This window comes from Streptomyces sp. ASQP_92, assembly GCF_025399895.1.
GTDB lineage: Bacteria > Actinomycetota > Actinomycetes > Streptomycetales > Streptomycetaceae > Streptomyces.
Window position 1 is genome coordinate 412972 of record NZ_JAODUA010000002.1, and the last position, 20481, is coordinate 433452.

The following is a 20481-nucleotide window of genomic DNA, read 5'->3' on the forward strand; positions in this document are numbered from 1 at the left end:
GACACGGCGGACAGCGCGGTGGGGGAGCCCGGGTCCACGAGGGGCCGGGCCGCAGCGCAGACTGATCCCGGACAGAGGTCGCGGGGTGGTTCGAGCACACATGCGTCACGGGTGCCGACCGAGCCCCTCGACCTATGGGCCCGCGACGCCGCAAGGGTGGGACGCCGTGAGCCCGCGAAAGGAAAGGGTGCAACCACATGGACAGGGGTGTCGACATGGGCAGGGACAATATGGCCGAGGACAACAACGAGGCCGGCGGCGACGGTTCGCGTGGCCCGTGGGTGTCCGCCCCCACGACCCACTGCGACGCGGTGTCGGCGGAGACCGCGCGGTTCGTCGCGGTCGTCGAGGGAGCGGACCTGGCGACACCGGTGCCGAGCTGTCCCGGCTGGAGCCTCGTCGACCTGATCCGGCACACCGGAAGCGTGCAGCGCATGTTCTCCTGGCTTCTGCGGGAGCGCGTTCAGGAGCGGCCGCTGAGCCGCGACGCCGCACTGGAACTGCCGACGGCCGACGACGGCTACCCCGCCTGGCTGACCAGCTCCTCACAGGTGGCGCGCCAGGCGTTCGCCGACACCGAGCCCGACGCCCCGATGTGGGTGTGGGGCGCCGATCCCCACGCCCGCTTCTGGATGCGCCGGATGCTGTTCGAGACGCTGATGCACCGTGTCGACGCCGAACTCGCCGTGGGCCTCCGGCCCGAGATCGACCCCGCACTCGCCGTCGACGGGGTGGACGAGTTCCTGGTCAACCTGCCCTTCGCCGCATCCTTCGCCCCCAAGACCGCCCACCTGCGCGGGCAGGACGAAACCATCCGCTTCCGGTGCACGGACCGGGCCGGTGACTGGCTGGTCCGGCTGCGCCCCGACGGCTTCGGCCTCAACCCGTACCCCGCGGACGGTTCGGGTATGGCCGCGGCGGACGCCACCGTCGAGGGTGCCGCCGCCGACCTGCTCCTGCTCATGTACGGACGCCTCGACCGGAGCGCTGACGCCTTCGACACCTCCGGCGACGAGGACCTGCTCAAGCGCTGGGCGGACAACTCCGAGTTCTGACGGAGTCGGGCGCGAGGAGCAGAAAACCCCAACTGCCCGCACAGAGCGGGCAGTTGGGGAACGGGGTCGCCGCACATGTGTCGGCTCCCCACAACAATGCTGAATCAGTGGCCAGGAGCTGCGAAGGCCCACGGAAGTGACCTGAAGATCTCATGCGCGGGAGTACGCTCCAGCAGCTCCAGGCCTGATCGACCGGGCAGGTCCCCTAGTCGGCCAGTCGCTGCAGCCATTCGCGCAGCAGGGCCGCCTCCGTCTCCCGCAGAGGCACTCCGGGGTTCGCGGCCGAGGGGCCGGCGGCGAGCGCCGCGTGGAGCGCGGCGTCGAGGGCGAGCGCGCGCGAGGCCAGGTCCGGACCGGACGGAGCGGGGGCGTCGGTGGTGACGGAGGCGATGACGGTGTCCCGCAGCCGGGTGGAGACGGCCAGGTCCTGGTGCGAGGGCTCTTCGCCGATCAGCGCCAGCGTGGCCCCGGTGGTCGCCGCGTGGATGACGCGGGCCGCCCGGGTCACCGGGATCCGCAGGCGTCCCGCGTCGGCCGTCCGGCTCAGCAGGTCCACCAGCAGGGCGTGCGCCTCGTCCGCGGCGGGGGGCCGACGCCCAGGGTGCACGGTGCCGTACATGAGCACGTAGAACGCGGGGTGCCGCAGCCCGAAGTCGACATGCAGGTCCCAGCCGCGGTGGAGGTCGGCGACCGGGTCGTCAGGGGTCAGCGCCAACGCCTCCCGCTTCTCGGCCAGATAGGTCTCGAACCCGTAGGCGGCCAGCTCGGCCAGGAGCCCGTCCTTGTCTTCGAACATCCGGTACAGCGCCGGGGCCGTGATGCCCGCGGCCGCGGCGACGGCGCGGGTGGAGACCGCCCCGCTGCCGCCCTGCTCCAGGAGCTCGGCGGCCACCTCCAATACCTGGCGTCGCGCGTCGCGTCGTCCCTCATTCATGGAACGACGATATCGCATCTTGCGGATCAGCGACTTAACGGTGCTACGGTTTTACCCGGAACGGCGATCCAGCCGACGGTGAGCGATACCGGCCCGCACGGTCCGGCGTGCGCCGGGCCCGCCCGGGCGGTGCGCCGTCCACCGGCACTTCCATCGAACAGGCCGCCGTCGCGGCAGGAGAGGCACACCCATGTCCGACATCTCGATCGTCATCGCGTCGCACTCCGGCTACGGCCACACCGCACAACTCGCCGCGGCCGTGGCCGACGGCGCGCGCTCCCTCGCCGGGGCACAGGTCCACCAGGTGGACGTCGCCTCCCTCGGCGACGCCGACTGGGAGCTGATGGACGCCGCGGACGCCATCGTCTTCGGCACCCCCACCTACATGGGCACCGCCTCGGGGGCGTTCCACGCCTTCGCCGAGGCCACCAGCAAGCGGTGGAGCACCCGCGCCTGGAGCGACAAACTCGCGGCGGGATTCACCAACTCCGGTTCCATGAGCGGCGACAAGCTGCACACCCTGCAGTACCTCTCGCTCCTGGCCGCCCAGCACGGAATGCTCTGGGTGAGCCTGAACCTCCTGCCGGGGTGGAACACCACCACCTCCGGCCCCCAGGACGACAACCGCCTCGGCTTCTACCTCGGTGCCGGGGCGCAGAGCTTCAACGACACGCCCGCCGTCCACGACGCGGACCTGAGCACCGCCCGCCACCTCGGCCGACGCGTCGCCGAGCACACCCGCATCCACCGCGCCGGCCTGGCGGCCGCGGCGCGCTGACGCCGCGGCCCGTCCGCAACCACCCACACCACACCCGGTGCACCCCGCCGGCACCTGGGCCGCCCTTCGACGGGCGCCCGTCGGCGGGGCGGCACCGGTCCTCCCCGAGGAGTACTTCGTGCAACACCGGACACTGGGAAGCCAGGGCCTGGAGGTCTCGGCGATCGGCTACGGGGCGATGGGCCTGACGATGGCCTACGGGTCTGCCGACGAGGGGACCGGCATCGCCGCCCTGCGTCGCGCGTACGAACTGGGCGTCACCCTCTTCGACACCGCCGAGATGTACGGCCTGGGCACCGGATCCAACGAGGCCCTGGTCGGCAGGGTGGTCAAGGGCTTCCGCGACGACGTGGTCCTGGCGACCAAGTTCGGCGTCGACGTGTCGGTGCCCGCGGAGCGGATCGGCAAGGCCCTCGACAGTAGGCCCGACAGCATCCGCAGGGCCGCCGACATCAGCCTGCGCCACCTCGGCGTGGACCACGTCGACATCCTTTACCAGCACCGCGTCGATCCCGAGGTGCCCGTCGAGGAGGTCGCGGGCACCGTCAAGGAGCTGATCGAAGCGGGCAAGGTGAGGTACTTCGGCCTCAGCGAGGCCGGACCCGAGACGATCCGCAGGGCGCACGCCGTGCAGCCGGTCTCCGTCCTGCAGACCGACTACTCCCTGTTCGAGCGGGACGTCGAGCAGGTCCTGCCCGTCCTGGACGAGCTCGGCATCGGCTTCGTCGCCTACTCCCCGCTCGGCCGCGGGTTCATCACCGGCACCGCTGAGCCCGCCGGCCGGTACGGAGCCGCCGACGTGCGCAACACCGACCCGCGCTGGCATCCGGGCAACTTCGAGCGCAACGCCGAAGCCGTGGGCCGGCTCGCCGAACTCGCGGCGGCCAAGGGCGCCACCGTGGCCCAACTGGCTCTGGCCTGGCTCCTGGCGCGGGGCGGGCACATCGTGCCGATCCCCGGCAGCCGCAGTCCGCAGCGCATCGAGGAGAACGTCGGCAGCGCCGACCTCGCCCTCACCGGTGCCGACCTGGAGGCCATCGACGAGATACTGCCCCGCGGCGGCTTCGGCGCCCGCTACACCGAGGGGCACGTGCCGACGTGGATCTGAGGGCGCGGCGCCACCATGGGCGCCCTAGTTGTGGCCGAACTTCGGTGACCGCTTGTGCGAGACCTCCGGCGTCGGGTGTGCCGATGGTGACGTGGTCTGCGGCGTCGAGGTCTTCGCCTGGTCCGTGGCCTCGGGGGTGGCGCTGCGGTCGTGGCCGCCGGTGCGCGCTCCCCGGTTCTGGCGGGTCTGTTTCTTGCTCATCGTGGTCGCCCCCTGCTGGGCAGGTCGGAGGTTGAGCCACTTCCACGCTCGCACGCCCCCCGGCAGATCGCATTCCGGCCCATGTGGGCCCGCCACATGGGCCACGCGGCGTCACCTTCGCTGCACGGGGGTCCTGCGCGGGGTCGGGCCGTCGTCGGTCAGGGCGTCCATGATGAGGCGGATCCCGCGGGCCAGCCGGCCGAGTTGTTCAAGTTCCATCGCGTACATCCTGATGGTGTTCTCGATGACGGCCGGTGCCACGCCCAGGGGAGGCAGTTCGGCGCGGCTGGTCTGGAGGGCGACGCGCACGGCGCGGATCTCGTGCTGCACCTGGATCTGTGCGTGCCGGGCCAGGAGGACGTGGTGCCGGACCAGGGGTGAATAGCCGGCGTAGCGGGCCGGCAGCAGGTCGCGCAGCCAACGGGTGGCGGTGCGCTCCCAATCACGAGTCCCGGGCGGCTTGACCTGGCAGGGCCAGTCCGGGCTGAGCGTGGTGGTGGGGGCCATAGGGGACATTCTCGTCGCTTCCGATGGTTGTCGAACTTTGACCGAGAGGTGGGGGCGGCCCCGGCTCAGGGGTTAGCCGAGGCCGCCATGGGCGTACCACCGGATCCAACAGCCTGGATCGGACAGCCGGCGCGACGTGAGGAGGGGGGCGCCACGCCGGCGGTCCGTTCTCGGAGGGACTGGGGTCGCTCTCCTTGGCAGGGGGGAGATCGATGGCCGCCTCGGCTCAGTAAACATATATACCGTTGAGTAAACAAGGGTATGAAAAAATTCATACGCCGTTACCGTGTGAAGATCTCGCGCGGTCGGCCGGACGAATCCGGCCCCCACGGAAGAAACGGAAAAGCCGCCCGTCCCCTTCAAGGGCTGGTCAGAGGGGGTGGCGGGACCGAGAGTGCCCGGCCGCCCCACGAGGCTCCCGGAGGGGGAGCGCCGCGTCGGCGTCTGAAGCCGCACTCCGGAGAAAGGCCTGCCGGGAGCGTCGGCGGAAGAGCTAGAGGAAGAAGCCGTGCTTGTCGGCGGCCTGCTCGTACTCCTCCAGCCGCGCCTGGGTCCGCTCGGGATCCGCGTCGGCCATGGCCTGGAGCAGGGCGGCGGCCAGGACGCCCGGCGCCGCGTACGAGTCGAACACCAGGCGTGACCCGGTGCCCGCCGCCAGCGCCACATCGGCCTCGTCGACGAGCGGGCCGAGCGTGGTGTCCGTGATCAGCGCGATCCGGAGCCCGGCGCTGCGCGCGGTCCGCATCGCGGCCAGCGTCTCCTTGGCGTGCCGGGGCATGGCGAAGGCCAGCACCCAGGTGCCGCCCGCCGAACGGGACTGGAGCAGCGCGTCATAGGCGACGCTGCCGCCCCGCGTCACCAGACGCACATCGGGGTGGATGCGCCGGGCCGCGTACGCGAAGTACTCCGCGAGGGAGACGGAGATCCGCAGTCCGAGGACGGTCAGCGGCACCGAACCGGCCAGCTCGCGGCCGATCTCCAGGACTTGCGTGGTGTTGGCGACCAGCCGGCGCACATGTTCCAGGTTCTCGATCTCGGCGTCCACCGCCGCCTGGAGCTCGTTGTGGCGGCTCTCCTCGCGCCCCTCGGGCGTGACCGCGACCGCGCTCAGGGCGATCGGCTGGAGCACGTCACGCAGCGCGGGATAGCCGCTGTAGCCGAGAGAGGTGGCGAACCGGGTCACCGACGGCTGGCTGACGCCCACCCGTTCCGCGAGCTCGGTGATCGAGAGGAAGACGGCATCGGTGAGGTGATCGATGAGGTACTGGGCGATCCGCCGCTGCCCGGGGGAGAGGCGATGACCGTCGAACAGCGCCCGGACCCGGTCGGCCGGCGCGCGCTCGTGGTCCGAGGGCTCTCCGCTCGGCGTGATCGCGGCCGACTGGGCGCGCACCTGCTGCCCCGAAGACACCGGACGGCCTCCTTCTCGTGCCATGTGTGCTCAAAACATAGCTCACCCTTGTGGCGGACCGGCCCAAATTCCACCACTGACCTGGCTACTTCAGCAGGGTGCGGGGGCGCGGAAGCGCGGTGCGAACCGTCGTGCGGGACGAGCGGCGCGGGCTCGCCATGCCGGGGCGCGGCCGCACATAACAAACCCGGTGGGGGTATGGTCGGGCCCGAACCGGGCGTGGGCGCAGAGGTCGTCCGGGGCGTCCGAGCCGTACGGACCGTCCGGGCCGTGCGCGTGAGAGGAAGGCCGGGGCAGACCGTGGACCGCAGGCGGACGTGTGGGGCGGCGGGACTCTCCCGTCTCCTCGTGCTGTGTGCCGTCCTGTTCGGACTCTTCTCCATGCATGGCGCTCCGGCGAGCGCCGCTGCGGGCTGCCACGGTGAGATGGCGGTCGCGCAACCCATGAGCGCGCCCATGACCATGGGTCATGCCGATATGTGGAGTGAGCGGGGCGCGGTGCACGCCGGCCCGGTCGCCTCCTCCATGGGTGGCGAATTGTGTGTGTCCACCCCCGCTCGTGACCGCCTGCCGCTGGCCGCGGCGGGGCTGTGGGCCGTGCTCGGCCTGGTGGTCGTCGTCCGGGGGCTCGCGGGTCGTCGTACGGCTCTGTTCGCTGTGGCACGGCGCGGGCCCCCTCGCGCCGGTAGACGGCTGCTCTTTGAGGTGTGCGTCGCGCGGACGTGACAGGCGCCCCGGCCCGGCCCCCGGCCCGGTCGGCGAAGTGCCCACCCGCTCGCGCGCGCCCGGCATGGGCGTGCCCCATGGAAAGAACCCACACATGTCTGTTGCCCACACTGCCGCTGCCCGCCGCCGCTCCCTCGCGGCCGTCGGCACCGCCGTCGCCCTCACTCTCACATTGGCGGCCTGCGGTTCCTCCGGCGGGTCCCGGTCCGACGACCCGTCCACCCCCGACATGAACCACGGCGCGAGCAGCGTCGCGTCCTCGGGCGCTCCGTCCGCCACCGGGACGTTCAACGACGCCGATGTGGCGTTCGCTCAGCAGATGGTCCCGCACCACCAGCAGGCCATCGAAATGGCCCGGCTCGCCGACGGCCGGGCCGCCGATTCCGAGGTCAAGAACCTGGCCACCGCCATCGAGAAGGCCCAGGACCCGGAGATCGCCACGATGCGGGGCTGGCTCAAGTCCTGGGGCAAGCCGCTGCCTTCGGCCTCCTCGTCGATGGGGGACATGCCGGGGATGCACCACGGTGCGTCCGGCATGGCCGGGATGATGTCCGACCAGGACATGAGCGCCCTCAAGGCCGCCAAGGGCAAGGAGTTCGACAGGAAGTTCGCCCAGTTGATGATCGGCCACCACCAGGGCGCGGTCACCATGGCCAAGGACGAGCAGAAGAACGGCGCCAACGCCGAGGCGAAGAAGCTCGCCGGGAACGTCATCGCTGCACAGAACGCCGAGATCGAGCAGATGAACAAGATCGTCGACCGGCTGCGCTGACCGGAATCACGACGGGGCCCGGCGACCGGCTTCGGCCGCCGGGCCCTGCCTCCGGACAGGGCCTACGAAAGCGGCCCGGGTGCGTCATCACTGTTTGAGCAGGCTGAACGATCGTTCCACGACGTTCCTGCGCTTGTAGGTCTCGGTGTCCAGAGTCCGGGGCCGTCCACCGCTGCGGCCCTTCCTCTTGCGGTTGGCCTGCTGATCGGCACGCTCGGGAATCACCGTGCGGATGCCACGGTCCGCGAGGTCTTCGCGGACCTGCTTGGAGGAATACGCCTTGTCTGCGAGCAGTGCGTCCGGTGCGGTGCGCGGCCTGCCAGGGCCAAGTCGCGGGACTCGGATGTCGCCCAGCAGGAAAGGGAGGACCTGCGCGTCGTGGACCTGGCCGGGGGTGACTACGACGGCCAGTGGGCGGCCGTGGCCGTCCACGGCGCGATGAATCTTGGTCGTCAGGCCGCCGCGGGATCGGCCTATGGCGTGTCCGGCCGGCTCGCCCCCGGTCGCAGGAGCTTCGCTCTTGCTGCGGCGAGTGGCGGCGCCGGTGTCCTTCTCTGGCCGGGCCGGGCCGGGCCGGGCCGTGTTCGTGGCGTGCTGATGGGCGCGGTTGATCGTCGGGTCGACTGAGACCGTCCAGTCGATCCCGTTGGCCGAGTCCGCCTGGGCTGTCAGCTGGGCCAGAACCGTATCCCAGGTGCCGTCGGCCGCCCACCTGCGATGGCGCTTCCATACTGTCTGCCAGGGACCGAATGCTTCGCGGGGCAGATCTCTCCAGGGAATGCCGGTGCGGTATCGGTAGATGATTCCTTCGATGATGCGACGGTGGTCGGCGAACGGGCGTCCTGCCTTCCCCGTGCTGTGAGGAAGGCAGGACGCCAGGCGTGCCCATTGCTCATCGGTCAGCAGGCGCGTGCGCCCGCTCGTGGTCACCGAGGCTGGTAGGCGGTGGCCAGTACGGAGACGGTGACCTGATCGGGCAGGAGGCCGCCGTCGTTCAGATCTGCACGGCTCACGTGGCGTGCGCTTGGTGTCATTGCTACCAGGTCCAGGGCATCCAGCCTGGTCAGGGGTGCGGGGTACTCCACCCGTTCAGTAACGGCGGCCTCGAAGAAAGGGTTGAGCGCCCGGTGGAGGCGCTGTTCCTTGGCCGGGTCGATCGTGACCATCGCAGGCACCTGACCGCGCAGCTCGGCCAGGTGCCGACCGGTGGGCCGGACCACAATCAGCTGGCCGGTCGGGCGCAGCACCCGGTGGAACTCGGCCGGGTTGCGTGGGGCGAACACGTCCAGCACGACATCGGCCGCCCCGTCGGCCAGCGGGAAGGGGCGGAACACGTCCCAGGCCACTGCGGCGGCTCGGTCGTGGGCACGGGCTGCCAAGCGCAGCGCGCGCACCGATGTCTCCAGCCCCAGACCACGGGCGCCAGGCAGCTGGTCGAGTACGCCGGCCAGGTAGTAGCCCGTGCCGCACCCCACATCCACCACCGTGCCCTGCTCGGACACGGCATCGGTCGCCAGGCGGGCGGCGACTTCCCGGATGGGCGCGTAGGCGCCGGTGGACAGAAAACGGTCCCGGGCCTGGACCATGGCCGCGTCGTCGCCGCTGGTGGCACGGGTGCCCGTCAGCAAACTGGCATAGCCGTGCCGGGCGATGTCGAAGGTATGGCCCACCGGGCAACGCAGTGCACCGTCGTCGGGGTGCAGGCGGCGCGTACGGCACGTCGGGCAACGCAGCAGGTCGAGAGACAGATCAAGGGCAGGGGGAAGCGACACGGGCACGAGGCACTCCAGGCAAGGGGTGAAGGGAAGAGACCGTGCCTGCACGCGCGCTCGAAACGTCGCTGCCTCAGGAAGGAACGGGCAGCATCGGGACGTGGTTCACGCCGCAGGCACACCAAGGAGGGCGACGCCGTCCGGCATCGCCCTCAGCGCCTTCCGATCACAGGAAGCAGCAGTGCGGGGTGCTCATAAATGCCACGTCATAAGTCTACGAGCACGGTGAAGCCCTTCATGCCTCCATGCCCGAGAGTTGAGAGACGCGGCCTAGTCGGAACAAGGGTGTTGGTCGGAGCGGCCCGGCGGCGCCGGTTCCGGGTTCGGGTCACGGGCGGGGGCCGGGGCCGGGCTCAGGATGAGGGGCAGGTAGACGTCGTCGACGATGTCCACGATGACGTCGTCCGCCACGGGCGCACCGAACAGCAGGAACTGATTGCGCAGCAGGTCCGTCGCCACCGTGGCCCGGCGCGACGTGAGGACCCACGGCTCGATCTCCCCGCGCTCGACGGCCCGTTCCAGGATGACGTGGACCGTCGAGGGACGGACGGCGTGGACCCGCTCCCGGATCAGCTCGGCCAGTTCGGGATCGCGGGACATCTCCCCGAGGAGCCCGCGCATGATGTCACCGAGCGGGCTGGCCATGATGGCCGCCATGTGCCGCAGCAGGGCCAGCGCGTCGCCGCGCAGCCGACCGGTGTCGGGCAGTTCGGCGCCGGACAAGTCACCCAACTTGCAGGCGTCCAGCACCAGTTGGGCCCGGCTCGGCCAGCGGCGGTAGACGGCGGCCTTGCCGGTACGGGCCCGGCCGGCCACCCGCTCCATGGTCAGCGCGGAGTAGCCCACCTCGGTGAGCTCATCCAGGGTGGCCCGCAGAATGGCGCTTTCCAGCTCCTCGCCACGGCGCCTCGGGCCTTTGCGGTGGTCAAGGGGCGGTTCGGTGGCCGGGCCGGTGCTGCTGGGCACCCATGCCTCCCGGGTGTGTCCGATAGGGGCCGTTGCGTTCTCCAAGGACGCAGCCTAGCCTCCCGATTAGAGAACAGTCCGTTCTTTATGTCTGAGGTTTCGAGGGATTCGATGACCAACACGACCGACGCCACAACCAGCTCCACCGGCACCACGACCACCCCCACCGGCACCACGACCACCCCCACCGACGCTCTCGGCGCCACCGATACGGCTGGGGCGACCAGTACGCCCCCCGCGGCATCCGCAACATCCACGGCATCCGCGACCCCCGCGGCCGACACGGACGGCACGGCCGCAACGTTGCAGACGGGCGAGGCTCCCGCCTTTCCGGACGATCGGACCTGCCCCTACCAACTGCCGGACTCTTACGGGCAGTTGCGCGACATCCCCGACTCGCTGAGCCCCGTCACCCTCTTCGACGGGCGACGGGCTTGGGTGGTGACCAAGCACGAGGCCGCGCGCAAATTACTCGCCGACCCCAGGCTGTCCTCCGACCGCACCCATGACCACTTCCCGGCCACCGCACCCCGGTTCAAGGCCTTCCGCGGTGGACGTCCCGCGTTCATCGGCATGGACCCGCCCGAGCACGGCACCCGTCGGCGCATGACGATCGGCGAGTTCACCGTGAAGCGCGTCAAGAGCATGCGCCCGGACATCGAGCGCATCGTGCACGGCTTCATCGACGATATGCTCGCCGGTGGCCCGCCCGCCGACCTCGTCGCCCAGTTCGCCCTGCCCGTTCCCTCCATGGTGATCTGCGAACTGCTCGGCGTGCCGTACGCCGACCACGCCTTCTTCCAGGATGCGAGCAGGCGGTTGGTGCAGTCGGCGGACGCCGGCACCGCGATCGCCGCGCGCGACGACCTCAACGACTACCTCGACGGCCTGATCACGAGGATGCGGACGGAGCCGGGGTCAGGCCTCCTGAACGGTCTGGTGACACGGCAGTTGGCCGCGGGAGAGATCGACCGGGAGGAACTGGTCTCGACGGCGCTGCTGTTGCTCGTCGCCGGCCATGAGACCACGGCCTCGATGACCTCGCTCAGCGTGATCACCCTCCTGGAACACCCCGACCAGCACGCGGCCCTGCGGGCCGACCCGGCCCTGGTGCCCAACGCCGTCGAGGAACTGTTGCGCTACCTCGCGATCGCCGACATCGCGGGCGGCCGCGTGGCCACGGCGGACATCGAGATCGACGGACATCTCATCCGCGCGGGCGAGGGCGTACTGGTCGTCAACTCCCTTGCCAATCGGGACGGTTCGGTCTTCGGGAACCCGGACGCCTTCGACGTGCACCGCACGGCGCGCCACCACCTGTCCTTCGGCTTCGGGGTGCACCAGTGCCTGGGTCAGAACCTGGCCCGCCTGGAACTCGAAGTCATCCTCACCGCCCTGTTCGACCGTATTCCGACCTTGCGTCTGGCCGTCCCCGTGGAGCGGCTCACCCTGCGTCCCGGCACGACGATCCAGGGCGTCAACGAACTTCCGGTCACGTGGTGACCGGTCAGAAGGGGGGACCCATGCGGGTGTCCGCCGACCGTGACGTCTGCGTCGGGGCCGGCTTGTGCGCGCTGACCGCGCCCGGTGTCTTCGACCAGGACGACGACGGCGTCGTCGACGTGCTCACGCCCGAGCCCGAGCCGTCCCAGCGGCCGGCCGCCCGCCAGGCCGGCGGCCTCTGCCCGTCCGGCGCCGTACGGATCGCGGAGTAACCCCCGGACCGAGACAGGTCATCAACCAGCCGTGCCCCATGGCTCGTTGACCCCTATCGCGCCTCTTGCTCCGGCGTGGACCACAGGTGGTCGAGCGTGCCCACCACCAGGCGGCAGACGGTGTCCGGGTCCGCGCTGGCCAGCGGCTCGCGCGCCACGACGGTGCGCATGAGCCCGATGCCGAGCAGCCAGGCCATGGCCAGGTCAGCGCGGAGCGCGCCGTCCTTGGCCCCGGAGAGCGCGGCCAGGGCGCTCTGATACCGCTCGCCCAGCTCGCGCAGGGTCCCGGTCGCCTCGTCGCCGCGTCCTATGGAGCGCAGGTAGACCTCCAGGGTCCGGTCCGTGCCCTCCGCGCTGCTGGTCAGCATCGAGCGGAGCGCGGTCTCGAAGAGCTCCTCGGGCGGTGTGGCCCGAAAGCGCTCCAGGCCACCCTGCGCCACGACCTCCGTCAGCAGGCCCTGCTTGGACCCGAAGTACCGGAACAGCAACGCCTGGTTGACCCCCGCCCGCTCGGCGATCTCGCGGACCGTCGTCCCTTCGTAGCCGCGTTCCGCGAACAGGTCCCGCGCCGCTTCGAGCAGCCGCCGACGGGTGGCTCCGGCATCGCGGCGGCGCTCGCCGGCGGACGATTCGGAGTCTTCTGGCATGGGTCGGTCCTCTCAGACGGCCCGTCAGGATAACGGCCACAATGCGCCGTTGACCGCTCCGGGGGGCGTCCCTACCGTTGTAAGCAGCTGCTTACATCCGGGAGGCCGCAGTGACGACAGCCGATACCGACACCAGCACCACCCCCCTCAGCTATCCCTTCAACACCTCCGACGGACTCCGGCTCGCCGACGCGTACGAGCGCGTACGCGAACTGCCGGGCCTGTTACGCGTCCAACTCCCCTACGGTGAGCCGGCCTGGCTGGTCACCCGCTATGCGGACGCCCGGTTCGTCCTCGGTGACCAGCGCTTCAGCCGGGCGGCGGGCGCCCAGCACGACGAGCCGCGGCAGTCCGAGGGGCGCGCCGACAGCGGGATCCTCGGCATGGATCCGCCGGACCACACCCGGCTGCGCTCCCTGGTGGCGCGGGCGTTCACCGTCCGTCAGGTGGAGAAGCTGCGCCCGCAGGTCCGCGAGCTCACCGCGAGCCTGCTCGACGCCATGGAGGCGGCGGGCCCGCCCGCCGACCTGGTGGACGCCTATGCGCTGCCCCTGCCGGTCGCGGTGATCTGCCGACTGCTCGGGGTGCCCGCCGAGGACCGGCCGCGCTTCCGTGTGTGGAGCGACGCCGCGCTGTCCACGAGCTCGCTGACGGCCGCCGAGTTCGAGGCCAACCGCGAGGAACTGCGCGCCTACATGGGCGAGTTGATCGCCCTGCACCGTCAGGATCCGCAGGACGACCTGATGACCGCGCTCATCGAGGCCCGTGACGGCGGCGACCGCCTCACCGAGCTCGAACTCGTCGACCTGTGCGTGGCGGTCCTGGTGGCCGGGCACGAGACCACCGCATCGCAGATCCCCAACTTCACCCTCACCCTCCTCGACCACCCCGATCAGCTCGCCCGGCTCCGGGCACACCCGGAACTCGTCGCGAGCGCGGTGGAGGAACTGCTGCGCTTCGTGCCGCTGGGCAGTGGGGCGGGCCAGGCGCGGTACGCCACCGAGGACGTCGAGGTGGGCGGCACCCTGGTCACGGCCGGTACCCCGGTCCTGGTCGCGACCGGCGCCGCCAACCGCGACGCGCTGCGCTTCACCGCCCCCGGCGTGCTCGACATCGCCCGTGAAGGCAACCAGCACCTCGGTTTCGGCCATGGCGTCCACCACTGTCTGGGCGCCCCGCTGGCCCGGCTGGAACTCCAGGAGGCGCTGAACGCGCTCATCGCCCGCTTCCCCGGCCTGAGGCCGGCCGGAGACATCACCTGGAAGTCCGAGATGCTGGTCCGTGGCCCGCGCGTCATGCCGGTCGCGTGGTGAGCGCCATGACCTGGACCGTACGGGTGGACCCGAGTCTGTGTCTGGCCTCGGGCATGTGTGCCGGGGCCGCCCCCGAGGTGTTCGCGCTCGACACCGAGCACGCCCGGGTGCTCGTGGACACGCTCGGACCGGACGAGCGCCTCCTGGACATCGCGGACGCCTGCCCCGCCCAGGCGATCACCGTGCATGACGCGAACGGTGTCATCGGCCCCCGCCGCGACTGAGGCACCCGGCACCCGACTCCTGGCGTCACCCTGCGAGCGCCGGGGCAGGGGGACGGGCGCTACTCGAAGCGCGAGGTGTCGCCCGCCCCCCGGCGTACGATCTCCAGCTCGCCGCCCGAGAAGTCGATGACGGTGGTCGGTTCGGTGCCGCAATCCCCGGAGTCCAGTACGGCGTCCACCACGTGGTCGAGGCGCTCCTTGATCTCCCAGCCCTGGGTCATCGGCTCGGCCTCGTCGGGCAGCAGCAGAGTGCTGGAGAGCAGCGGTTCCCCGAGCTCGGCGAGCAGGGCCTGCACCACGGCGTGATCCGGGATGCGCACGCCGACCGTCTTCTTCTTCGGGTGCAGCAGCTGCCTGGGCACCTCACGGGTGGCGGGCAGAATGAAGGTGTAACTGCCGGGCGTGGCCGCCTTGATGGCGCGGAACACATCGTTGTCGATCTGTACGAACTGGCCCAGTTGCGCGAAGTTCTCGCACACCAGGGTGAAGTGGTGGCGGTCGTCGAGTTCGCGGATCGACCGGATCCGGTTGATGCCGTCACGGCTGCCGAGCTGGCACCCGAGCGCGTAGCAGGAGTCGGTCGGATATGCCACGAGCGCCCCGGAGCGGATGCTGTCGGCCACGCTGCTGATGGTGCGCCGCTGAGGGTTCTCGGGGTGCACGTCGAAGTACTTAGCCATCCGCCGAGTCTAAGGTCCGTGCCTGCGGTAGGTCGGTTCCGGCCGTTGCGGGGAGTCCGCGCGAGCCCGGACCACGGGCCGGCGAGCGTCCGGTGGGCGCTGCGCCGGCCCGTGGTCGGGCTTTCAGGACGGGGCCCCCGACCCGTCGGCGCGCAGCCCCAGCACGAGATCGCGGGGCAGCCCGTGGGTGTCGTGGAGGTAGCCGAGGTCGCCTTCGTCCAGCTGCCCCTGGAAGCGCGGCTGGGACAGCACGCGGCGCCCCCGTTCCAGGAGCCGGCCGAAGCGCCGTTCCTCGTCGAGGAGTACGTCACGGATCCCGGCCCCCTGCCCGCGCTGGCCGAAGTGGTCCCGGGTGTGCTCGATCAGTTCCTCGGGCAGATCGCCGAGCGTGCGGGACGGGTCGGTCCGCCACAGAGCGGTGAGCACCCGCCGCACGAGGCGCCGCAGGACGTATCCGCGCCCCGTGTTGGAAGGCAGCACCCCGTCGCCGATCACGACGACGGCGGAGCGCAGATGGTCGCAGACCAGGCGCAGGGACTGCTCGTCAAGGCGCCACAGCGACGGCACGCCGCGCATCCACGGTTCGAACAGATCGGTCTCGAAGACCGATCGCTTGCCCTGGAGGACGGCGGCGAGCCGTTCCATGCCGAGGCCGGTGTCGATGTTGGGCCGGGGCAGCGGGGTGAGGGTGCCGTCGTCGCCACGCCGGTAGCGCATCATCACGTGGTTCCACACCTCCACCCAGCGCTCGTCGCGTCGGCGTGGAGTGCGGCGGTGTGTCACCGGTCCAGACGAAGATCTCCGAATCCGGGCCGCAGGGGCCGGTGGGGCCGTTGGACCACCAGTTCTCCTCGGTGGTCGGCTCGACCGGCACCCCGAGGTGCTGCCAGGTCCGCAGGGACTCTGTGTCCGGGCCCGAGTGTTCGTCGCCGCCGAAGACCGTGGCGTACAGCACTCCGGGATCGACACCGAAGCCCTCGACCAGCAGGTCGTATCCCCAGCGCAGACTGTGCGAGCTGCCGTAGTCGCCGAGCGACCAGGTGCCGAGCATCTCGAAGACCGTCAGATGGCTGTCGTCACCGACCTCGTCCAGGTCGGTGGTGCGCAGACAGCGCTGGACGTTCACCAGGCGCCGGCCGAGTGGATGCGGGCGTCCTTCCAGATACGGGGTGAGGGGATGCATGCCCGAGGTGGTGAACAGGACGGGGTCGCCGGGCGGCGACAGCAGCGACGAGCCGGTGATGCGCCGGTGCTCGCGCTCCTCGAAGTACTCGACGAAGGTGCGGACGACGTATTCGCTCTTCATGACTGCGGATCCTTTGACTGCGGGGCAGCCGGAAAGGGACCGCGAGCACGGAACGCGAAGCGGGATCCGGTACAGGGGGCCCGAGGAGCAGCCCGGTACAGGAATCCGACGGTCCAACCGGCGGGCCGTTTCCGGTCGCCGGGGGAGAGGTGAATGAGGTCAGGCGGCGGCAACCGGCGAGCTGGTCGCTCGCGCGGTCATGACGCTGCAGCTGATGGTGACCTTCATGGCGTCCACGGTAGTGGGTCGACGGCCGGCCCCGCATTCGCTTTTTCGCGGGGTGAGCCGCGAGCCGCGTCGGCGCGAGGTGAGCCCGGCGAGCGGGGCGAGGGCATCGCCTGGTGGGGGGAGTACCAGGGAACCCGCCGTCCCACTCGCCGGGCGCCTTCCCGGTGGCGGCGTGGGCGGCCCGGAGCTCCCGCGACGGCCGCCCTGCCAGTGATGCTGCGCACCGGGAGCGGTGGGTGGTGGTGTGGTCGGCCGAGGGGACGGAGGGGCTCCCGCTTCGAGGAGCCCGGCCCGTCGCTTCTGCCCTCACCATGACAGCGGGCCGAGGGCTGTGTCCAGGTGGAAACTGGACGGCCGCGGGTGGCGATCCCGGCCGTTGCGAAGCGTCAACTGGCTTTGTGTACAAGGAGGTTGGGCTCCCTTGTACATAGGGAGGTGGGGCTTCTGCGGCGCCCGCACGCACGCCTGCCGTCCGCACGCACGCCGCCCACCCGCCCGTCGTCCGCCCGCACGCCCGCCGCGCGGCCGGACGGCGCCGGCGCCTACTTGCCCGGGTGGGCCAGGAGGAGCTCGGTGTTGTGGTCGGCGGAGGAGCCCAGCCGGGCGGCGGGGGTGGCGTAGGGGTCGTTGTAGGACAGCTCGCGGTAGAGGGCGGCCAGGCCCCGGTCGGAGGTGTCCGCGACGTCCGTCCGGTAGGGCGCCGCGGACTCGATGAGGGTGGTGAACAGGGACAGGGTGCCGTCCCCGTTGTCGGCCAGCTCGATGATGCGCGCGTGCTGCGGATAGTCGATGTGGGACGCCGTGTTGATCTCCCAGAAGGCGCGCTCGGGGACCGCGTGGCCGTGCGGGGTGATCCGGTTCTCGTGGGTGTGGCCGTTGACCCAGGCCACCACGTTCGGGTAACGCTGGAGCAGTGAGATCAGCTCGTTCCCGTCGTGCCGGCCCTCGAAGGGGTGGTACGGGTCGGGCAGCAGATTGCCCATCGTGGTGCTCGTGTGGTGGCTGAACAGAACGATCAGGGAGTCCGTCGAGCCCCCGCGCACCACATGCCCGTCGCTGTCGTACCACCGGCTGCTGTGCGACTTGAGCACGGATTCGAGCCACCTGAGCTGCGCGGTGCCGAGCGAACCGTCCGCGAATCCGGCCCTGTTGGTGGTGTCCAGGCTGATCCCGAGCACACCGCCCGCGAGCGGGAACGTGTAGTACAGGTGCCCGCTGCTCGCCGCGTCCGAGGTGAAGCCGTGACCGACCGGCCCGGCACCGGCGTACGCCGGGTTGAGATGCGCCTTGGCGAACTCGGCGGGCGTGAACGGCCGACGGCGCTCGTCCGGCGTGACCTTGCGGATGGCGCCGCCGTTGCCGAGCAACTGCGCGAGCAGGACGGCCGCTTGGGCCGGGTTGTGGCGCAGGGCGTAGGCGAGCTTCGCCGCCGTGGCGTCGTCACAGCCCTCGATCTTGCGGTCGCCGGTGTACAGGTCGCCCAGCAGGCCGAGGTCGGGCAGGCTGCCCTCGATGCTGTCGTCGTGGTTGCCGACGGTCGTGTACCAGGGCACGCTGAGCCCCGGCGCGTCGAAGGGGCGTACCGCCCCCGCCAGGAAGCCCGGTATCTGCGGCAGGCCCTTGGCCTTGTAGGTGTCCTGGAAGGACAGCTCCGGGTTCCAGTAGTCCGCGCTTCCGGAGTTCTGCACACCCTCGTAGCGCGCGGTGTCACCACTGCTGGGGGTGATGCGGCCGCCGCTCATGACGGTCAAGTACCAGTCCAGCTCGATGAGTTCATGGTTGTCGGTGTTGTCACCGGTGGCCATCACCATGCCGAACGGCAGCCCCGTGTACGGACCCTGGCGCACCGAGTTGACCCGCTCGACCAGCGACGAGGCACCGCGCACGGTGAGGGTCTCCTGTGGGCGGTGCGCGCTGTCGTTGTACTGGGCCAGATACTCGAAGCGGACCGGCGACTCGGTGTCCGCCAGGTGCAGATCGGTGAACTGGACGAAAGAGGCGAGCCCGGTCCGGCGGTCGTCCCGGCTCGTGCTCCCGGCGGCCAGCTCGCCGCGCACCACGAGCGGCCAGCCCGGGCCTGCCACCAGGCGCTTGTACGCTCCGGTGCCGACCGGGGTCGCGGCCTGTTCGAGGGTGGTCCCCCCGATCCGTACGGCCCGGGCGGCGGTGGCGGCCAGCGCACGGTCCTGCGCCGTCGCCGACCACAGGGCGGCGCCTGCCGCCGCGGCGGACATTCTGGAAACGAACTGACGGCGGCTCATCCCGCGCATGGGTATCCCCCTGGTGACACTGGCAGTTGGTGGCGCGGCGGCCCTCGGGCACGGTCGCGCGGCCACACACTACTGGCGGGTAGTCGTATGTACAGGGGGCGGGGGGAAACTTGGGGGAAACAAGTGCGGACCGGCGCGCCATGGGTCGGTACCCCAGGGTCCGACGCCCAATGTGTCGACGCGCCATGTGTCTCCGCCCTACGTGACTCCGCCCCCGGGCGCATTCGCCGGGCCTTGGAGGCGGGCCGCGACCGTGGAGTGGCCGACGAGTCCGGGCAGTTGCGCGGCCCGCCGGACGCAGCGGTCGAGCCGGTCGAGCACCAGCTCGGCGACGAACTCGTAGAGCCCTTCGAAGCGCGTGTGCAGCAGGGACCGCGACCCGGCCGATGAACAGGTCGGAGTAACGGGTCGGGGCATCAACGGCCGCCGTACGAACGGCCGTTGACGACCCTCGACGTGTCAGCTCACTTGCAGTACGCCACGGGCGCCAGGTTCTGCACATAGCGGGCGCTGACCCAGCCGGGCCTGTCCGCTCCGAGCTTGTACCAGAGCTTGTTGCCGTCCACGGGCTGGCCGACCTTCTTGCACTTCAGTGCGACCACCGTGCCCTGAGGCAGCAGATTGAGTCGCTGGGCGGCGGTGGTCGCCTCCTGGTGGACCCACAGGCCGCCCTTGGCGACGACCTTGCTCCGGGGCTCCGCCGTCGGGGCGGCGGGAGCCGCCTGCTGGGCCGGGCCCGCGACGGGCGTCGGGTCCGCCGCCGAGGCTCCGCCCGCCGTGAGCAGAATCCCCGATCCGGCGAGTGCCGCGATCGCGCACGCCGTGACCATCCTGCGCATGCCAGATACGTACATGCTGTTCCCCTTCGTTCCCTTTGGGATGTGCGCCTTGTAGGAGCGACGCCGGCGGCGATCCGTTCCGCACGAATGGAGTAACTTCCGGACAAGTCAGGGCAGTTGATGTTCCCATCGGATGAGTGGTCGGCCGCCCGGGGCCCACGGGATCGATGGGCGAGGCAGTGCGTACGGGTGCATGCGGGGCGGATGGGCGGGGCAGGATGTTGCGGCCATGTCACGTCCGTTCCTCCGGAAGGAAGCCCCTCAAGTGCTCCGTAGACAAGGCGCGTTGCTCGCCGCCGTCGTCCTGCTCCCGCTCGTCACGGCGACCCAGGCGGGCGCGGCGGCCCCGGCCCCGAGGGCAGGCGCGGCGACCACGGCGGACCCGGCCGCCGCCGCGACCACGGCGCAGTCGGCCGCCTGCGCCTACACCCCGGCCGTTCCCGCCGACAACTACAAGGGGATACCGGACTTCGACCCGGTCAAGGCTGCCCGGCCCTTCAGCGCCACGCTGCGCACCAGCCAGGGCGCCATCACCTTCAAGGCGCTGACCGACAAGGCCCCGTGCACCACCAACTCCTTCCGGTTCCTCGCCGAGAAGCGCTACTTCGACGGATCGCACTGCCACCGGCTCACCACCAGCCGGCTGTACGTCCTCCAGTGCGGCGACCCGACCGGCACGGGCAGCGGCGGCCCCGGGTACTCCTTCCCGGACGAGAACCTCACCGGCGCGACCTATCCGGCGGGCACGGTGGCGATGGCCAACGCCGGCCCGAACACCAACGGCAGCCAGTTCTTCTTCGTCTGGAAGGACACCAAGCTCTCGCCCGCCTACACACCCTTCGGCCGCGTGACCTCCGGACTCGACGTCCTGCAGAAGATCGCGGCGGGCGGCGAGGACGACCAGAACGGCCCGGGCGACGGGTACCCGACGCTCCCGGTGAACATCAAGCACGTCCAGATCAAGAAGGGGTGACGCCGGGGGCCGGGTGCCCGGTGGCCCGTTCCCGCCGAGGGCCCGGCCCCTTCGGC

General features: G+C 70.9%; 21 protein-coding genes and 2 pseudogenes. 10 read left to right on the forward strand and 13 right to left on the reverse strand.

Annotation, left to right across the window (positions count from 1 at the left end; genetic code table 11):
- Nucleotides 1–215: 215 nt before the first annotated feature.
- Nucleotides 216–1055 carry a maleylpyruvate isomerase family mycothiol-dependent enzyme gene (locus tag N4G70_RS07905; protein WP_261711753.1) on the forward strand — a complete coding sequence of 280 codons (840 nt, stop codon included), beginning with the start codon at nt 216–218 and terminating at the stop codon, nt 1053–1055.
- Nucleotides 1056–1260: 205 nt separating this feature from the next.
- Here N4G70_RS07905 and N4G70_RS07910 read toward each other — a convergent pair whose 3' ends face one another.
- Nucleotides 1261–1989, reverse strand: coding sequence for a TetR/AcrR family transcriptional regulator (locus N4G70_RS07910; protein WP_261711754.1), 729 nt, complete (start codon nt 1987–1989; stop codon nt 1261–1263).
- A gap of 190 nt (nt 1990–2179) precedes the next feature.
- Here N4G70_RS07910 and N4G70_RS07915 point away from each other — a divergent pair, with 190 nt between their 5' ends.
- The gene (locus N4G70_RS07915) at nt 2180–2767 is read left to right on the forward strand and encodes a flavodoxin family protein (RefSeq protein ID WP_261711755.1); all 588 of its coding nucleotides are present in this window, start codon (nt 2180–2182) and stop codon (nt 2765–2767) included.
- Nucleotides 2768–2885: 118 nt separating this feature from the next.
- Nucleotides 2886–3875, forward strand: coding sequence for an aldo/keto reductase (locus tag N4G70_RS07920; protein ID WP_261711756.1), 990 nt, complete (start codon nt 2886–2888; stop codon nt 3873–3875).
- Between the two features lie 24 nt (nt 3876–3899).
- On the opposite strand, the gene N4G70_RS07925 is transcribed toward N4G70_RS07920, so the two are convergent.
- The 3 genes from N4G70_RS07925 to N4G70_RS07935 form a co-directional block, all read right to left on the reverse strand.
- Nucleotides 3900–4076: a hypothetical protein gene (locus tag N4G70_RS07925; protein WP_261711758.1), complete on the reverse strand. Its 177-nt coding sequence runs from the start codon at nt 4074–4076 to the stop codon at nt 3900–3902.
- Between the two features lie 111 nt (nt 4077–4187).
- Entirely contained in the window at nt 4188–4583 is a 396-nt protein-coding gene (locus N4G70_RS07930) for a hypothetical protein (protein WP_261711759.1), read from the reverse strand.
- Between the two features lie 493 nt (nt 4584–5076).
- Nucleotides 5077–5994, reverse strand: coding sequence for a MurR/RpiR family transcriptional regulator (locus N4G70_RS07935; RefSeq protein ID WP_261711760.1), 918 nt, complete (start codon nt 5992–5994; stop codon nt 5077–5079).
- 456 nt (nt 5995–6450) lie between these two features.
- Here N4G70_RS07935 and N4G70_RS07940 point away from each other — a divergent pair, with 456 nt between their 5' ends.
- The gene (locus N4G70_RS07940) at nt 6451–6720 is read left to right on the forward strand and encodes a hypothetical protein (protein WP_261711761.1); all 270 of its coding nucleotides are present in this window, start codon (nt 6451–6453) and stop codon (nt 6718–6720) included.
- Between the two features lie 94 nt (nt 6721–6814).
- Complete coding sequence (locus tag N4G70_RS07945; protein ID WP_261711762.1) at nt 6815–7492, forward strand: DUF305 domain-containing protein; 678 nt, start codon at nt 6815–6817, stop codon at nt 7490–7492.
- A gap of 90 nt (nt 7493–7582) precedes the next feature.
- Here the strand turns inward: N4G70_RS07945 and N4G70_RS07950 are convergent.
- From N4G70_RS07950 to N4G70_RS07960, 3 genes and pseudogenes are all read right to left on the reverse strand, one after another.
- Nucleotides 7583–8422: pseudogene (locus N4G70_RS07950) on the reverse strand (IS5 family transposase); the annotation flags it as partial.
- The gene (locus N4G70_RS07955) at nt 8419–9270 is read right to left on the reverse strand and encodes a putative RNA methyltransferase (RefSeq protein WP_261711763.1); all 852 of its coding nucleotides are present in this window, start codon (nt 9268–9270) and stop codon (nt 8419–8421) included. The pseudogene N4G70_RS07950 and the gene N4G70_RS07955, both read right to left, overlap by 4 nt.
- A gap of 264 nt (nt 9271–9534) precedes the next feature.
- On the reverse strand, nt 9535–10230 hold the full coding sequence (locus tag N4G70_RS07960; RefSeq protein WP_261711764.1) for a TetR/AcrR family transcriptional regulator: 696 nt from the start codon (nt 10228–10230) through the stop codon (nt 9535–9537).
- A gap of 111 nt (nt 10231–10341) precedes the next feature.
- On the opposite strand from N4G70_RS07960, the gene N4G70_RS07965 reads away from it, so the two are divergent.
- The gene (locus N4G70_RS07965; protein ID WP_261711765.1) at nt 10342–11733 is read left to right on the forward strand and encodes a cytochrome P450; all 1392 of its coding nucleotides are present in this window, start codon (nt 10342–10344) and stop codon (nt 11731–11733) included.
- Between the two features lie 20 nt (nt 11734–11753).
- The gene (locus N4G70_RS07970; protein ID WP_261711766.1) at nt 11754–11945 is read left to right on the forward strand and encodes a ferredoxin; all 192 of its coding nucleotides are present in this window, start codon (nt 11754–11756) and stop codon (nt 11943–11945) included.
- Nucleotides 11946–11998: 53 nt separating this feature from the next.
- On the opposite strand, the gene N4G70_RS07975 is transcribed toward N4G70_RS07970, so the two are convergent.
- Nucleotides 11999–12592, reverse strand: coding sequence for a TetR/AcrR family transcriptional regulator (locus N4G70_RS07975; protein ID WP_261711768.1), 594 nt, complete (start codon nt 12590–12592; stop codon nt 11999–12001).
- A 110-nt stretch (nt 12593–12702) separates the two neighbouring features.
- On the opposite strand from N4G70_RS07975, the gene N4G70_RS07980 reads away from it, so the two are divergent.
- Nucleotides 12703–13905 carry a cytochrome P450 gene (locus N4G70_RS07980; RefSeq protein ID WP_261711769.1) on the forward strand — a complete coding sequence of 401 codons (1203 nt, stop codon included), beginning with the start codon at nt 12703–12705 and terminating at the stop codon, nt 13903–13905.
- Nucleotides 13906–13910: 5 nt separating this feature from the next.
- A complete protein-coding gene (locus N4G70_RS07985) occupies nt 13911–14129 on the forward strand; it encodes a ferredoxin (protein WP_261711770.1) in 219 nt (72 codons plus the stop codon).
- Between the two features lie 59 nt (nt 14130–14188).
- Here N4G70_RS07985 and N4G70_RS07990 read toward each other — a convergent pair whose 3' ends face one another.
- The 5 genes and pseudogenes from N4G70_RS07990 to N4G70_RS08010 all read right to left on the reverse strand — a co-directional run bounded on the left by N4G70_RS07990 (nt 14189) and on the right by N4G70_RS08010 (nt 19467).
- Nucleotides 14189–14809, reverse strand: coding sequence for an L-threonylcarbamoyladenylate synthase (locus tag N4G70_RS07990; protein WP_261711771.1), 621 nt, complete (start codon nt 14807–14809; stop codon nt 14189–14191).
- 123 nt (nt 14810–14932) lie between these two features.
- Nucleotides 14933–16115 (reverse strand): annotated as a pseudogene (locus N4G70_RS07995) (alanine--tRNA ligase-related protein).
- A gap of 770 nt (nt 16116–16885) precedes the next feature.
- On the reverse strand, nt 16886–18613 hold the full coding sequence (locus tag N4G70_RS08000) for a TIGR03767 family metallophosphoesterase (RefSeq protein ID WP_261711772.1): 1728 nt from the start codon (nt 18611–18613) through the stop codon (nt 16886–16888).
- A gap of 198 nt (nt 18614–18811) precedes the next feature.
- Nucleotides 18812–19030, reverse strand: a complete 219-nt coding sequence (locus tag N4G70_RS08005; RefSeq protein WP_261711773.1) for a hypothetical protein — start codon at nt 19028–19030, stop codon at nt 18812–18814.
- 47 nt (nt 19031–19077) lie between these two features.
- Nucleotides 19078–19467: an SH3 domain-containing protein gene (locus N4G70_RS08010; RefSeq protein WP_261711775.1), complete on the reverse strand. Its 390-nt coding sequence runs from the start codon at nt 19465–19467 to the stop codon at nt 19078–19080.
- Between the two features lie 250 nt (nt 19468–19717).
- Between N4G70_RS08010 and N4G70_RS08015 the strand changes: the two genes are divergently transcribed.
- Nucleotides 19718–20425, forward strand: a complete 708-nt coding sequence (locus tag N4G70_RS08015) for a peptidylprolyl isomerase (protein ID WP_315904230.1) — start codon at nt 19718–19720, stop codon at nt 20423–20425.
- Nucleotides 20426–20481 lie beyond the last annotated feature (56 nt).